Origin of the sequence: Winogradskyella luteola (genome assembly GCF_019203985.1) — a bacterium.
GTDB lineage: Bacteria > Bacteroidota > Bacteroidia > Flavobacteriales > Flavobacteriaceae > Winogradskyella > Winogradskyella luteola.
Genome location: NZ_JAGSPD010000010.1, coordinates 1 through 15,948, shown reverse-complemented (window position 1 = coordinate 15,948; position 15,948 = coordinate 1). Strand labels below are relative to the sequence as shown.

At 34.5% G+C, this 15,948-nt stretch carries 14 protein-coding genes; 7 read left to right on the top strand and 7 right to left on the bottom strand.

Annotation, left to right across the window (positions count from 1 at the left end; translation table 11 throughout):
- Positions 1-68: 68 nt before the first annotated feature.
- On the top strand, positions 69-1,325 hold the full coding sequence (locus tag KCG49_RS12265; RefSeq protein ID WP_218546886.1) for an ABC transporter permease: 1,257 nt from the start codon (positions 69-71) through the stop codon (positions 1,323-1,325).
- Positions 1,326-1,328: 3 nt separating this feature from the next.
- Here the strand turns inward: KCG49_RS12265 and KCG49_RS12260 are convergent, their stop codons facing one another.
- A complete protein-coding gene (locus tag KCG49_RS12260) occupies positions 1,329-1,787 on the bottom strand; it encodes an XrtF-associated fRMsr-like GAF protein (RefSeq protein ID WP_218546885.1) in 459 nt (152 codons plus the stop codon).
- Positions 1,788-1,951: 164 nt separating this feature from the next.
- On the opposite strand from KCG49_RS12260, the gene KCG49_RS12255 reads away from it, so the two are divergent.
- The 4 genes from KCG49_RS12255 (at position 1,952) to secDF (ending at position 7,908) form a co-directional block, all read left to right on the top strand.
- A complete protein-coding gene (locus KCG49_RS12255; RefSeq protein ID WP_218546884.1) occupies positions 1,952-2,968 on the top strand; it encodes a DUF6588 family protein in 1,017 nt (338 codons plus the stop codon).
- Between the two features lie 130 nt (positions 2,969-3,098).
- Positions 3,099-4,025: a malate dehydrogenase gene (locus KCG49_RS12250; RefSeq protein ID WP_218546883.1), complete on the top strand. Its 927-nt coding sequence runs from the start codon at positions 3,099-3,101 to the stop codon at positions 4,023-4,025.
- Positions 4,026-4,096: 71 nt separating this feature from the next.
- Entirely contained in the window at positions 4,097-4,702 is a 606-nt protein-coding gene (locus KCG49_RS12245) for a hypothetical protein (RefSeq protein WP_218546881.1), read from the top strand.
- 158 nt (positions 4,703-4,860) lie between these two features.
- Positions 4,861-7,908: a protein translocase subunit SecDF gene (secDF, locus tag KCG49_RS12240; protein WP_218546879.1), complete on the top strand. Its 3,048-nt coding sequence runs from the start codon at positions 4,861-4,863 to the stop codon at positions 7,906-7,908.
- Between the two features lie 331 nt (positions 7,909-8,239).
- On the opposite strand, the gene KCG49_RS12235 is transcribed toward secDF, so the two are convergent.
- From KCG49_RS12235 to folE, 6 genes are all read right to left on the bottom strand, one after another.
- Complete coding sequence (locus KCG49_RS12235) at positions 8,240-8,740, bottom strand: DUF192 domain-containing protein (RefSeq protein WP_218546877.1); 501 nt, start codon at positions 8,738-8,740, stop codon at positions 8,240-8,242.
- Positions 8,740-9,564 carry a prolipoprotein diacylglyceryl transferase gene (gene lgt, locus KCG49_RS12230; protein ID WP_218546876.1) on the bottom strand — a complete coding sequence of 275 codons (825 nt, stop codon included), beginning with the start codon at positions 9,562-9,564 and terminating at the stop codon, positions 8,740-8,742. The genes KCG49_RS12235 and lgt overlap by 1 nt, the downstream gene beginning before the upstream one ends.
- A 185-nt stretch (positions 9,565-9,749) precedes the next feature.
- The gene (yidD, locus tag KCG49_RS12225; protein ID WP_218546874.1) at positions 9,750-9,986 is read right to left on the bottom strand and encodes a membrane protein insertion efficiency factor YidD; all 237 of its coding nucleotides are present in this window, start codon (positions 9,984-9,986) and stop codon (positions 9,750-9,752) included.
- Between the two features lie 46 nt (positions 9,987-10,032).
- Positions 10,033-11,514: a cysteine--tRNA ligase gene (gene cysS / locus KCG49_RS12220; protein WP_218546872.1), complete on the bottom strand. Its 1,482-nt coding sequence runs from the start codon at positions 11,512-11,514 to the stop codon at positions 10,033-10,035.
- 85 nt (positions 11,515-11,599) lie between these two features.
- The gene (locus KCG49_RS12215) at positions 11,600-12,115 is read right to left on the bottom strand and encodes a hypothetical protein (RefSeq protein ID WP_218546870.1); all 516 of its coding nucleotides are present in this window, start codon (positions 12,113-12,115) and stop codon (positions 11,600-11,602) included.
- An 85-nt stretch (positions 12,116-12,200) separates the two neighbouring features.
- Complete coding sequence (folE, locus tag KCG49_RS12210; RefSeq protein WP_218546869.1) at positions 12,201-12,878, bottom strand: GTP cyclohydrolase I FolE; 678 nt, start codon at positions 12,876-12,878, stop codon at positions 12,201-12,203.
- Between the two features lie 198 nt (positions 12,879-13,076).
- Here folE and KCG49_RS12205 point away from each other — a divergent pair, with 198 nt between their 5' ends.
- Positions 13,077-13,544: a hypothetical protein gene (locus KCG49_RS12205; protein WP_218546867.1), complete on the top strand. Its 468-nt coding sequence runs from the start codon at positions 13,077-13,079 to the stop codon at positions 13,542-13,544.
- Positions 13,545-13,551: 7 nt separating this feature from the next.
- A partial coding sequence (locus KCG49_RS12200; RefSeq protein ID WP_218546866.1) for an FIDD domain-containing protein occupies positions 13,552-15,948 on the top strand: 2,397 nt, incomplete at its 3' end.

The window sequence follows — 15,948 nt, the reverse complement described above, 5'->3', positions numbered from 1 at the left end:
TTAAGTTTTTTGTAACAATAAATTGTTGAAAACGTCTTATCTTTAAATTAATTTTATAGTACCGGCCAATGCTAATTTATTTAAGAGTACTCAAGGAGAGTTTTTCGTTTGCTTTAAATGCACTGAGAAAAAACAAACTTCGTACGTTTCTATCCTTACTCGGAGTAACGGTTGGTATATTTTCTATCATTGCAGTTTTGGCTGCTGTAGATTCTTTAGATAGAAATATTAAGGAAAGCTTATCAAGTTTAGACAGCAATACGATGTATTTGTCGCGAATATCTTTTGCACCAACCGATGTGCCAAGGTGGAAACGCGAGCAATTTGAAGATATTTCTTATAATGAATATAAGCATTTAAAATCTTCGCTTTCTGATGCTAAGCATGTTGCCTTTCAGTTATTTGTTAGACGAGAAAATATTAGGTATGAAGCCGAGTTGGTAAGCAGTGTCAATACCGTAGTTGTGTCTCATGAGTTTACCGATATTCAGGTGTTAGAGTTTGAAAAAGGGAGATTTTACAATGAGTCTGAATCTAATTCTGGAAAAGCTGTAGTGGTTATTGGTTCTTCCATTGCCAAATCTTTGTTTGGTGATTTAGAGCCTATCGGAAAAAAAGTGAGGATTTATGGTCAGAAATTTACCGTAATAGGAGTTGTTAAAAAAGAAGGGTCGGGACTTTTTGGTGATAGTAATGATGTATCTATTTTTTTACCAGCAAATTATGTGAGAAACCGTTTTGGTGATAACAATCCCAATATTATAAATGTAGTGATTATAAAACCAGAAGAAGATGCTGATATTGAGGGGTTAGAAGCTGAGGTTGTCCAAATTCTTAGAGGCAAAAGAGGTCTTAAACCAGATGATATAAACACCTTTTTTATTAGTGTAATCTCAGGATTAAAAGATGCTATTGACGGAATTATCAGTGTACTAAATGGCATCGGTTGGGCTATCAGCGGATTTTCGCTATTAGTAGGTGGTTTTGGTATAGCTAATATTATGTTTGTTAGTGTAAAGGAACGAACTAATCTTATCGGCATACAAAAGTCGCTAGGTGCTAAAAATAGATTTATATTATTTCAATTTTTATTCGAAGCTGTTATTTTGGCTATTGTTGGGGGTTTATTCGGTTTACTATTTGTATATATAATAGCCAAGATTATGAATGGGGTTATTGGTGATGATTTTAATTTTGTACTCTCTTTTGGTAATATGTTTCTAGGCTTTGCACTTTCAACCTTTATTGGTTTAATTTCAGGAATTATACCTGCAATTTCGGCATCTAAATTAGATCCTGTAGAGGCTATAAGAACAGGTATGTAAAATTTAAGAAAGCATAGCTGCAACTTCTAAGCAGACAAACTCTAAAAATTGCTCATCTGCCTCAGTAAAAGGATCTGGTGTGTTAGAATCAATATCTATTTGACCAATATTTTCACCATTGATAAATATAGGTATCACTATTTCGGCTTTAACCGTTATACTACAAGCAATATAATTATCTTGTGCTGATACATCTGGTACTACAAAATTTTCATTACTTACAGCAACTTGTCCACAAATACCTTTTCCAAAAGGAATAATAGTGTGGTCTGTAGGTTCACCAACATAAGGGCCGAGTTTTAGTTCGTTTTTATCTCCATTTTTAAAATAGAAACCAACCCAATTATAATGAGGGATGTTAGACTCTAGAAGTTCGCAAATCTGCATTAAACGTTCATCAAATGAGAAGTTGTTTTTGGCAGCGATTAATTTTATTTGAGGTTTTAATTCTTCAAAGCTCATAGCAAGTAAAAATTTTTGGTAAAAATAGAGAATAGGTATCAATAATTTATACTAGAATTTAGAAATTGCAAGCTAATTTTTCACCGATTAAAAACATAAAAACACGATAAAATACATTTTTTCAACGTTATTTTAATATATTTACTTTATAAAAACCTAACCTTATGAAAAAGATAGTCTCAATAGCAGTTTTGTTTTTAACTGTTTCAATCTGTAAAGCTCAAAATGATATTGATGTTTTACTAACGGCAGGTGTAGAAGATGCACAGCGTTTTGCCAATGATTATTTAGCACCGGGAACCGATGGTGTAATACATAGTATGAATGCCAATTGGTTTAATTCAGCAAAAGTAAAGCCCTTAGGAGGCTTTGAGATTTCTGTCATAGCTAATGCAGCTCTGATTAAAGATGATGATAAAAGGTTTAATATGAACACTGCAGATTATAACAATGTGCAATTTGTTACCGGTCCGAGTATACAAGATGTCGCTTCAGTTTTAGGAGAGAATGATCCAGAGATTTTTGTTGAAGTGGAATATGATGATCCTATTTTCGGTTCCCAAACCGTGGTATTGGAATTGCCTCAAGGCATAGGAGATGGAAGTGGAAATTTATTACCAACAGCTTCAATACAGGGTGCTGTTGGATTGGGGAGCGGTATTGAAGTTAAAGCACGTTATTTTCCTAAAGTGGATACCGATGATGTAACTTTTAATATGTATGGAGCAGCGTTACAGTTAGAATTTACAGAATGGCTACCAGCAGATAAAATATGGCCAGTTGCTTTATCTGGACTTGTGGCGTATAATCATTTAGATGGTTCTTATGATATCACAGAATCATCTGGTATTGACGGGGAAAATCAAAAGTTAGAAAACAATACCAATACATGGTTATTTCAATTGGCAGTTTCCACAAAACTTCCCGTATTTAATCTTTATGGAGGTTTGGGTTATATAACGGGCAAATCAGAATCAGACCTATTGGGAAATTATAGAGTCACAGATGGTATTTTAACTTCTGAAACCATTACAGACCCTTTTTCTGTTTCTAGTAAGGTTTCTGCCGTAAGAGGTACATTGGGCGCAAAATTGAAGCTCGGATTTTTTAGGTTGAATGCTGAATATCACCTCTCTGAATTTGATGTATTTTCTGTTGGAATCAACTTCGGATTTAGGTAATTTATAATATGTATTTAAAATATTGAAAAGCATAGGAGTAAATCCTGTGCTTTCTTCATTTACAGTAATTTTATTTGTAATTTTGCAATCGTTTTAAAACATTAAGTTTCACATTAAAAATTATAAAAAAATGAAAGTAACAGTAGTTGGTGCAGGTGCAGTTGGCGCAAGTTGTGCAGAATATATTGCGATTAAAAATTTTGCTTCCGAAGTGGTTTTGTTAGACATTAAAGAAGGTTATGCTGAGGGTAAAGCAATGGACTTAATGCAAACCGCATCTTTAAATAGTTTTGACACAAAAATAACAGGAAGCACAAACGATTATTCAAAAACTGCAAATAGCGATGTTTGTGTAATTACTTCTGGGATTCCTCGTAAGCCTGGTATGACACGAGAGGAATTAATTGGCATCAACGCTGGTATTGTAAAAACAGTTTCTTCTAGCTTAGTAGAGCATTCACCAAATACAATTCTTATTGTAGTCAGTAATCCTATGGATACGATGACGTATTTAGCTCATAAAACTACGGACTTACCAAAACATAAAATTATAGGAATGGGTGGGGCGTTAGATTCGGCACGTTTTAAATACAGATTGGCTGAAGCCTTAGAAGCACCGATCAGTGATGTAGACGGTATGGTAATCGGTGGACATAGCGATAAAGGTATGGTACCATTGACATCACATGCGACAAGAAACAGTATTAAAGTATCTGAGTTTTTATCAGAAGACAGATTGAATCAAGTAAAGGAAGACACTAAAGTTGGTGGAGCGACCCTAACCAAGTTATTAGGAACTTCTGCTTGGTATGCACCTGGTGCTGCAGTAAGCGGATTGGTGCAAGCTATTGCATGCGACCAAAAGAAAATGTTCCCTTGCTCTACATTATTAGATGGCGAATACGGATTAAGTGACCTATGTATTGGTGTGCCAGTTATTTTGGGAAGAAATGGTATTGAAAAAATTGTTGATGTACCATTAAGCGATGCTGAAAAAACACACATGGCAGAAAGTGCTGAAGGTGTTAAAAAGACAAATGGCTTATTGGAATTGTAGAATTTTAGTACTTGAAACATAATATTAGAGACCGTAGAAATACGGTCTCTGTTTTTTGTTATATTTGTCGCATGAAAACCAAACTACATTTTGGTATTTTAATTATTCTAATGGCCTTTTTAGGGAGGTACTTAGAATCTTCAGTGGTACACAATCAACAGATTGTTGTACAGTTTTCTGATTTGCAAATTACTGAAAGCGAATCTCAGAAAACTATCGAAGCCATTCAATTAAAGCTTCAAACTATTGGAGTTAAAGACATTCAGGTTGGTCAAGACCAAAACGGACAGCTTAAAATTACCTACTACAGCGAAACGGACATTCAGTACATCAAAGGTGTTCTGTCTGATGATGAAAGTATCGAGTTTGCCTATAATGCTAATGGAGACCATTCCGACGAGTTTCCAGAACAGCAAAGCACAAAAGACTATGAGCTAAATATTTCAGAAATAAATAATACCAATACTTGGAATTTTGAAACCGTTGAAATCGTAGATCTAAATCATAAAAGCGATAGGTTTAGTAATCTCAATGATTATAATACGAATGCTCAAATTAATTTAAAGTCATTAGGCAACCTTATCAAAGTCTGTGTTGCATATAACAACAGTATTGCTTTAGCAATTGACAATCAGTCGTATAAAATACCAGAAGTTAGAGCTGGGCCAACTACTTAGGGAATCACAATCACATCTAGTTCCCATCTTTTCAAAATAGCTTTTTACATTCAATCAAAAAGCAAAAAACAATTCATACATAGATAAAAAATAATTGTCGAATGCCGTTGTAAACTCTATATTTGCGCGACAAAATTTCGACATAAAACAAACACAAAATGCAAAACAAAGGAGTAATTAAATTGTTTGCACTCTTATTTGGTTTGGTAAGTATTTACCAATTGTCTTTTACATTTAAGGCCAACCAGATCGAGGACGAAGCAAAACAGGCTGCCATAGCTAAATATGACGAAGCAGCAAAAGATTATCAAGAATTAAGAACACAGGCCGAAATAAATTACTTAGACTCTTTAAAGACTTCTAAGGTTGAAATCGATGATAAGTTAGAACCTATAGAGGTGTATGATTTAGGTATTTCTCAGTATACGTATAATGAGGTTGAGGAGAATGCAATGAAATTAGGTCTTGACCTTAAAGGTGGTATTAACGCGATTATTCAAATTTCTGTTAAGGATATTTTAATAGGCTTATCTAATAAAAGTAAAGATCCTGTTTTCAATAAAGCGTTAGCAGATGCTGAAGAGTTACAGAAAGATGCCCAAGAATCGTATTTAGAATCATTTTTTAGAGCATTTGATGCCATTAAAGGAGATACCAAATTAGCATCTCCAGATATTTTTGCCAATAGAGATTTAAGTGATGACATAACATTCGATATGTCTGATGATGAAGTAAAAACGGTTTTAGAGCGTAAAATAGACGAATCGATAGTATCTGCTTTTGAGGTATTGCGTAATCGTATCGACGGTTTTGGTGTATCCTCTCCAAATATTCAGCGTTTAGGAAACTCTGGTCGTATCTTAATTGAGTTACCAGGTGCACGAGATAAAAAACGTGTGGTTGATATCATCACTAAAACGGCTCAATTACAGTTTTGGGAAACTTATAAGGCTCAAGAGATGTTTGGTTATGTAGCACAAGTAAACCAAGCTATGGTTGAAGCCGCTAAAGAAACCTCTGAAGATGAAGTTACCGAGACTACTAAAATTGAACAAGATTCAACATCTAGTACTATTGATGACTTAACGGGACAGATAGAGTCTGATACTACCAATGTTGCTGATATCAATCCGTTAGGAATACAAAGCCCAGGTAGAGGCCCGGTAATTGCTTATTTCTTAGCTAAGGATAAGAAGAAAGTTATGGAAGCACTAAATGCTCCAGAAAATAGATCGCAGTTACCTGCAGAAATGCGTTATGCAAAATTTGTATGGGGAATTCAACAAAAGGATTCTGAACTGGCAGAGTTATACGCTATTAAAGGCAATAGAGATAGTACACCACAATTGAGCGGTGCGGTTATTACTGATGCTAGACAAGATTACGACCAAATAAGCAGACCGGCAGTGAGTATGCAAATGAATGCCAAAGGTGCTAAGATTTGGGAAGAAATGACCAAAAAGGCAAATGAGGAAGATGGTAATATTGCTATAGTATTAGATGATATTGTCTATTCAGCACCTGGCGTATCCCAAGCTGGTGGAATCTCTGGAGGAAATTCTCAAATTTCTGGTGCTTTTTCACTAACGGAAGCTGTGGATTTGGCAAACGTTTTAAGAGCAGGTAAACTGCCAGCATCAGCAGAAATTATTCAAGCTGATGAAGTTGGTCCATCTTTAGGTCAAGAGGCTATTGATAGCGGAATGAAATCGTTCCTTATTGCCTTAGCTTTCGTTTTACTTTGGATGATTTTTTATTATGGTAAAGCTGGTATTTTTGCTGATGTAGCACTATTGTTAAACATCTTATTAATCTTCGGGGTGTTAGCGAGTCTAGGTGCTGTACTTACCTTACCTGGTATTGCTGGTATTGTACTTACCATAGGTATTTCGGTCGATGCCAATGTACTTATTTTTGAGCGCATTAGAGAAGAGATAGCAAAAGGTAAATCACAAAAGGAATCTATTAAAGACGGTTTCTCTAATGCTTTATCATCAATTTTAGATGCCAATATTACCACTGGTTTAACCGCTTTAATCTTATTTGTATTTGGTACAGGGCCGATTAAAGGTTTCGCAACAACATTAATCATTGGTATTTTAACTTCTTTATTTACAGCGATATTCATTACACGCCTACTGATTGACTGGTGGGTAAATAGAGGCGGAACATTAGATTTCTCAACAACAATGACTAAAGGCTTGTTTAAGAATGTCAATATCAACTTCTTAAAGAAACGTAAGATTGCTTATGTAATTTCAGGTATATTATTAACGGCAAGTATTGTATCTTTATTCACAAATAAACTAGATCAGGGTATTGATTTTGTTGGAGGTAGAACCTATCAGGTGCGTTTTGAACAACCTGTAAGTACAGAGGAAATTACTACTGTATTAAATAACCAAGCAGTGTTTGGAAGTGCTGAAGTAAAAACTATCGGTGCTGCAAATCAGTTAAAAATATCTACTAAATATAAAGTTGAAGATAATTCGGTTGAGGCTGATGATGAAGTGCAAACAAAACTATTCGAAGCTCTAAAACCTTACTTGCCGTCTGGCATGAGCTATGAGGAGTTTCAAGATGGTTCTGGTGAAGCTAAAATCGGTAAAATGCTATCGAGTAAAGTGAGCCCAACAATTGCAGATGATATTAAGAAGTCTTCATTCTGGGCAGTATTAGGATCTTTAGTGGTTGTGTTTCTTTATATCTTATTTAGATTTAAGAGATGGCAATTCTCATTAGGTGCAGTAGCGGCTGTGTTCCATGATGTATTGATTGTATTGGGTATCTTCTCATTAACTTGGAAATTTATGCCATTTAGTATGGAGATTGACCAGGCTTTTATTGCGGCTATCCTAACAGTAATTGGTTACTCGCTTAATGATACGGTTGTTGTGTTCGATAGAATTAGAGAGTTCTTAAATGAGCATACATCTTGGGAATTTGGCAAAACGATTAATGTTTCTTTGAACAGTACATTAAGTAGAACATTAAATACATCTGTAACGACCTTAGTAGTGTTATTGGCCATGTTTGCATTTGGTGCAGATTCGTTGAGAGGTTTACTGTTTGCCTTAATTGTAGGTGTAATTGTAGGTACATATTCGTCGATGTTTATAGCAACACCACTAATGTACGATACAGCTAAGAAAGGTGATGCAGCTGAATCTTTAAAGAAAAAAGTTAAAGAGGAAGACGAGGAATAAGTCTTTAAATATATAAGATGTTACACTGGGCAATGTCTAAGTGTCATCGCAGAATAATAATGCCTTTCTTAATTGAGAGGCATTTTTTTGTTTGTCACCCAGAGGAAAGAATGACTGAAGAATCACAATTTTAATTAGTCTAATCTTAATACGATTAATACTGTTTAACCAATTGGTTCTCAAAATATAGTGTTATAAAAAAGTATCCTGCAAGGTTTTTGATACCTTATGAGTATGTTTTGAGCGAGCTTTATAATACCTACAAGGTATCAAAAACCTTGCAGAATAGTATAGGTTGTTTAAAATTAGTTCGATTAAAATTGAACTTGGTTTAATCTAAAACCTCAAACGTAACTTTATCACCAACTTCAAGTTGCCATTCATCAGAAAGCCCTGCATTGATTTCTAAAACATATTGAGCAGGAGCTTCCGATGGGAGAGACGTTTCATCAAAAGGTTTGGCATTTTTTTGAAAGCTTACAATGCTCTTGTTCTCGTCTATATAAATTATATCTAGTGGAATTTTGGTATTCTTCATGTAGAAGCTGCGCATTTGCACATTTGGGAATATAAATAGCATTCCATGATTACTTTCTAGTTTAGCCCTATACATTAAACCGGTTTGAGTCTCGTATTCATTATCTGCTATTTCAATATCCAAGGTTTTAATAATAGAATCCGAATCTGCTTTTTTAAGATGTAAAACACCTTCTTTCTTAAAGCTAACTACAACTTTGTTTTCAGTTTTGGTTGTTTTATCCTCCTTACAGTTTGTGAGTATTGCAAGACCAATATATAGAAATGTATATTTTAAAATGGCTTTTAATTGCATTAGCTTAATTCGGTTTTTGGTTTATAGAAGAACATAAAATACAAACCAATTAAAATAAAGGGAATACTTAGAAGCTGTCCTGTATTCAATAACCAATCGGCACGTTCTATATTTTGAGGTTCCTTTACATATTCTACAAAGAATCTAACGGTCCATAATAAGAGAAGGAACAGGCCAAACAAAAAGCCTTGTTGTTCCGATTTTTTAGTTTTCCAATAGAAGTATAAAAGAATTATAAACACAAAAACATAGCAGGAAGCCTCGTACAATTGTGCAGGATGCCTCGGTTCTGTTTCACTTAGTTGTCTAAAGACCACTCCAAAATCACTACCGGTATATTTGCCAATAATTTCTGAATTGATAAAATTACCTACCCTAACAAATACAGCACCTAAAGCTACAGGGATCACTACGCGATCTAAAATCCAAATCACAGATTTTTTTAAGACTTTTTTATTGTACAGGTACATAGAAATAATCATACCTATTGCCGCTCCATGACTAGCCAGACCTTGGAAGCCCGTAAATCGTATGCCATCTTTAAAACTAAATGGCAAAAAGATACTGAAGAAATCTTCTGAGATTAATTCTGATTGATAAAAGATAACATGGCCCAATCTTGCACCTAGCATAATCCCTAAAACAGAATATATAAATAGTGAATCTAAAGAGTCATTGGATTCTCCCTCATTTTTCCAAATGCGCTTAGTGACTTGAAAACCTAGAACAAAGGCAACAATCCACATAACACTGTAAAAATGAAGTTCAAAAAAACCTAAATCGATTGATTTTACTGGATCCCAGTTTATTTTTAATAGATGCATAGATATACTATTTATGGCGTAAATATAATATTTTGAATGTGATTGAAATTGAGATTAACGTAATATTAATCTTCTTTTGGAGGAACGGGATCATAACCTTTTCCTCCCCAAGGCGACAGAGCGTAAAGAAAATGTACGGAGTACATTTTTAATGAATGGGCGAGCATGCGGGCGAGGGAAAATTTTTAGTTGTCATCCTTTTTGGGAACAGGATCATAACCTTTTCCTCCCCAAGGATGACAACTAAAAATACGTTTTAAAGCTAATTTACCACCTTTAAAAAAACCATGTACTTCCAAAGCTTCTTTTGCATAATGCGAACAGGTAGGTTGGTACCTACATGTTGCTGGTGTAATGGGGGAAATTACGGTCTGATAGACTTTAATGAGGAATAGAAAAGGAGCAATCAGAATATTTTTCATAATAATGGTAAAACCTTCTCTTGGAAAGGGTTTTTAGGATTGGCTTCTAACTGGTCGTAAATGTCGTGCCCTCCCTACTATCGTTCAGTTGAATACCAACTTCAGCCAATTCGTCTCTAATCTTGTCGGATAAAGCAAAATTTTTATTTAATCTAGCTTCCTTTCTAAGTTTGATTAAAATTTCTACTGCACCAGATAATTTATCAGTTCCCGAATTTTCTTTAGAAACATTAACAAGACCCAAGATATCAAAAGTAAATGTCTCGATGGTTTGCTTTAACAACTCTAAATCTTCTTTAGTTATGGTAGCACTTCCATCTTTAACCTGGTTTATAAATTTGGCTGCATCAAAAAGTGTGGCGATTAAAATAGGAGTATTAAAATCATCATTCATAGCATCATAACACTTCTGTTTCCAAGTGTTTACATCAAAAGATGAAGTACTACTAATTTTTAAATCGTCGATAATATTGATGGCATCCATTAATCTAAAGAAACCTTTTTCGCTTGCCAGCAGACCATTATTCGTAAAATCTAAAATACTTCTGTAATGAGCTTGCAACATAAAAAAACGGGCAACACTAGGCAAGTATGCTTTAGTAATATGTGGATTGTCGCCAGAGAAAATTTCATTTGGTAAAATAAAATTACCAGTGGACTTTGCCATTTTTTTACCATTCATAATAAGCATGTTTGCATGCATCCAATAATTAACGGGTGATTTGTTATTGGTAGCTTCTGCCTGCGCTATTTCACATTCGTGATGTGGAAATTTTAAATCCATTCCACCACCATGGATATCAAATTGCTCTCCTAAATATTTAGTACTCATAGCTGTACATTCTAAATGCCAACCAGGAAAACCGTCACTCCAAGGTGAAGGCCAGCGCATAATGTGCTGAGGTTCAGCTTTTTTCCAAAGCGCAAAATCCTGAGGGTTTTTCTTGTCTGACTGACCATCGAGAGCACGTGTATTGTGTATTAAATCTTCAAGTTTACGTTTACTTAAAATACCATACTCCTTGGAAGCGTTGTATTTATGAATATCAAAATAGACAGACCCGTTGACTTCGTATGCAAAACCGTTATCAATAATACTTTTTATAATCTCAATTTGCTCAATAATATGACCTGTTGCAGTAGGCTCTATACTAGGTGGTAAGAAGTTGAATTCATTAAGTATATTATGAAAATCTACAGTATAGCGTTGTACCACTTCCATGGGTTCTATAGACTCTAATCGTGCTTTTTTTGCAATTCGGTCTTCCCCTTCATCTGCATCATTTTCTAAATGACCTGCATCAGTAATGTTTCTTACATATCTAACTTTATAATCTAAATGCTTTAAATACCTAAATACAACATCAAAAGACATAAAAGTTCTTACATTACCCAAGTGTACGTTGCTGTATACAGTTGGTCCACAAACGTACATGCCAACGTAGCCTTCGTTTAGAGGTTTAAAAACTTCCTTTTCGCCAGAAAGCGAATTGTATATTCTTATATTCTGCGTATTAAATAGTGACATGGTTAAAGCTTATAGAAATATAAATAAAACTAGAGTGATAGTTTCGAATAAACAGAATTTATGTGTAGAAGAAAATATATTAAATCTATATATTAAACTCGAAGAATTTCCATTTAGTAATTATATTTTGACAACTATTACTACAATCACTTATTACTATTATTCTCCAGTAAAAACATTTACTGCCGTATATTTCGTTCTGAAAAGTTGGTGGATTGTATGGATTATACACTAAATGTGGCGGTCCATCTGTTAAATAATTTATATTTTTTGTTAAATGATCGGTGTTGTAAAAATCGATAGGATAGTATTCATTTATAAAACTATATCCACACGATGCAAATGGAGGGTTGTCTGATACTTGAATATAAGCTGGAATATTTGGCACGGAACAAAATTCAAATACTTCATCACTGTTATACCATCTAAAGTCAACAAGAGGTTCACCATCTTCACCGAAATATGGCGTTATATCTGACTCTATGTTAAAATCGCAAAGGTTACTTTGATCAATTACTATATCTTCTAAATCTTTACTTTTTTTTACAATACTATCTTGTGATTCATCGGTTATAAATTGCTCTTCCTTTTGACAAGCCAAAAATGACAAGATTGATAAAAATATAAATAACTTAGTTTTCATGGTATAGAATATATTTGTAATTAAATATCAATTTCAAATATAGTTAAAAATTAGTGTCCAATTTTATGTAATCTAAAAATTCTCTTCGTGTTTCCTTATTTTTGAATTTACCACCAAATTCTGAAGTTACAGTACTACTTTCAACATCTCTAATTCCACGAGAATTGACACATAAGTGTTTAGCGTCAATAACACATGCAACATCCTTTGTGTTTAAAACGTTTTGAAGTTCTTTCACGATCTGAATCGTTAAACGTTCTTGTACTTGAGGGCGTTTTGCAAAATAATCTACAATGCGATTCATTTTAGATAAGCCAACTACAGTGCCGTTAGAAATATAAGCCACGTGTGCACGACCAACAATGGGTAAAAGGTGGTGCTCGCAAGTAGAATACACTGTAATGTTTTTTTCTACCAACATTTCACCATACTTATACTTGTTCTCAAATGTTGATGCACTTGGTTTTTTATTAGGGTCTAAACCTCCAAAAATTTCGTTTACAAACATTTTGGCAACACGATTTGGTGTACCACTGAGGCTGTCGTCACTAAGATCCAATCCTAGAGTTTCCATTATGTGTCTTACATCATCTTTTATAATATCAACCTTTTCGGAATTGGTTAATTTAAAAGCGTCATCTCGTAAAGGTGTATCACTAGATGAACCAATATGGTCGTCACCTAAAGCATCTATATCATTAAAATCACTATCGATTTTCATTGTAATAAAGGTTATAAATCAAATTCTAAAAATCAAAGCGCAAAGATACGTAATAAAAATAGCATCGATAGGGTAGGAGATTTATAAATGAAGTTGTTATATATATAAAACCGTTGAAATGCCAATAACGTTGACGAATTAACAGCGGTTTTCCTAAAATTTTCTTAATTTTCGAAATTCTATAAAACACAAAAGTCCATGTCTAAAAAACTATTTTTAAGTATTTTCATTTGTATGCTATTTATTCCATTGAATATGGCTTCTCAAAATGATGGGAAAGTATCCTATAAAGCCGTAAAATATAAGGATAATGTAAAAGCACCACTTACATCTAACGAACTTTCTAAGATCCAAGAAGTGTATCAAGAGTCAACAAAAAAGCAGGTTTTAGATAGGCCAGCATATGTAAAACGAATAAAACATTTATTAAGGAATAGATTTAGTATAATTCAAATAAATATTAAGGAGAAGCAGAGAAACTATACTTTATTATCTGAGGTTGATTTATTTAATCATTACAATAAGAACCTTAAAAGAGATACAAATTTTAATAGGCAAACCTTCAACCCTTTAAAATATAATTTTGATTTCTATCCCTCAGAAAACAAATTGTACCGAGTAGACGGTACAAATTATTTCATTCAGATTAAGTCTCAATTTCAATAAAAAAATAATGAAAAGATTTTTACTATTAGTCGTAACTACGATATCGTTTAGTTTAAGTGCTCAAGATATATTAATGCAAAATGGGATATTTAATCAATGCTCACCTGGATTTTTCTATGATTCTGGTGGGGAATTTGGTAATGCAGGCAATGATGAAAACTTTACACTAACATTATGTCCAGATAGTCCTGGCTTTCAAGCACAATTGAATTTTACGCAGTTTGCGTTACAGGCCAATCAAGATTTTTTAACAATTTATAATGGTCCCGATGCGACATATGATGAGATAGGTGTTTTTACAGCCGTAAGCAGCCCAGGCACAATTACTGCTTCATTGACAGAAATAAATCCAGGAGGTCAGCCTAATCCAGATGGTTGCTTAACAATAGTTTACACAAGTAATGATAGTGGCCCTTCAGCTGGTTGGATAGCAGAGATCTCTTGCTTTGAACCTTGCCAGTCAATTGATGCTGTTTTAGTAAGTTCGACTCCGGCTGCAAATGCTGAAGATGTAATAAGAATATGTCAAGGTGAAGAAATCACTTTTGAGGGTGATGGTGTTTTCTCATCTGACGCAACAGGTGCAACATACGAATGGGATTTCGGTGATGGAACCAACGGAACAGGTCAAGTGGTATCTAAAACCTATAACAATGAGGGGATATATATAGTTAATTTAACTGTATCTGATGACAACCCTGCAGGGTGTTCAAGTTCAAATTTTATTAATCAGTTTATTCATGTTTCTACCGACCCAGATTTTACGGGTACACAAGCTGCTGATAGTACAATTTGCTATGGCGATTCTACAGATATCACAGGTCAAGTAGAGGGAGTTACATTTGCTATAGATTGTGCTAATGGTGGAGTACAAGCGAATTTAGGTTCGCAAGGTGGTCAGACTTATAGTTCAGAATTAGAATTGGATTGTTTTTTAGGACAGACCATAACTAATGCATCACAACTTGAAAGTGTTTGCTTGGTAATGGAACATACTTACATCGGGGATTTAGAAATAATAATTATTAGCCCGAGTGGACAACAAGTAACTCTGCATAATCAAACAGGTGGAGGTACTTTTGTGGGTGACCCTATTATTTCTGATGGCACTGGTCCTGGTACAGGTTGGGAGTATTGTTTCTCAATGAGTGGAACACAACAATTAAGTGCTGGTCCAACAATTCCAGGTGGTACTCCTACACCAGGCAACTCGGTAGATCCTGCAGCTGGACCGTATTTACCGGTTGGAAATTTTAATTCTTTTGTAGGCTCTACTATTAATGGAACATGGACATTGTTTATCGAAGATCACTTAAATATTGATGATGGAACAATTTTTACATGGTCGTTAAATTTTGATGAATCATTATTGGAATCAGATTTTGCATTCACTCCTATGATAAGTAGTGAAGCATGGGATGCTGACCCAACAATAACAAATACTACCGGCAATGTTATTACTGTAGCTCCACCTAATGAGGGGCTATATTGTTACACATATAGAGTCACTGATGATTTTGGCTGTGAATACACGGAAGAAGTATGTATAAATGTACTCCCAGAAATAGTTACCGAAGCTCCAAGTAATCTATTTGTTTGTGATACGGGAATGCCTCCTTATATTTTTGATTTAGAGGTAAATACTGCTACAGTATTAGCTAGTTCAACGATTCCTGGTGATATGATTGTGACATATCACAACTCATTTGGAGATGCTAGTGGAGATATAGGTGCCATTACTGGTACAAATGCTTATTCTGGTACTGATGGGGAAACTATATACATTAGGGTAGAATATCAAAATTCTGGTTGTCACGAAGTGCTTCCATTTACATTAAATGTCGCTGGTCAACCAGATATTAATGATGTGCCAGACTTAGTATTGTGTGACGACCCTTCTAACGATGGCTTTGAAGAATTTGATTTAAGCGTACAAACATTAGGAATTTTAGGCACACAAGCTGCTACAGATTTTAATGTAACATATCATTTAAGTTTTGCTGATGCAGATGGTGATACAGGCGAACTGCCATTAGATTATACCAATACAATAAATCCTCAACCAATTTATGTTAGAGTTGAAAGTGCAGGGGATTCCAACTGTTACAATGCTACAGCAAATCCTTTATTCAACCTTGTGGTAGTACCAAGAGATGATGCATCTTTTACAGTGACACCAAACTGTAATGGAGCTACCGTAACACTCACAGGATTACCAGGTGGAACATTTACATTTAATCCAGCACCTACTGATGGCGCAGTAATTGATCCAAATACAGGTGAAGTTACTGGAGGTACACCAGGCGCAACCTATACAATTGAGTACACGACAAATGGTACTTGCCCTTCGATAAATGCTCAAACTTTTGATGTCATTGACGTTGATGACGCTTCATTCACTATG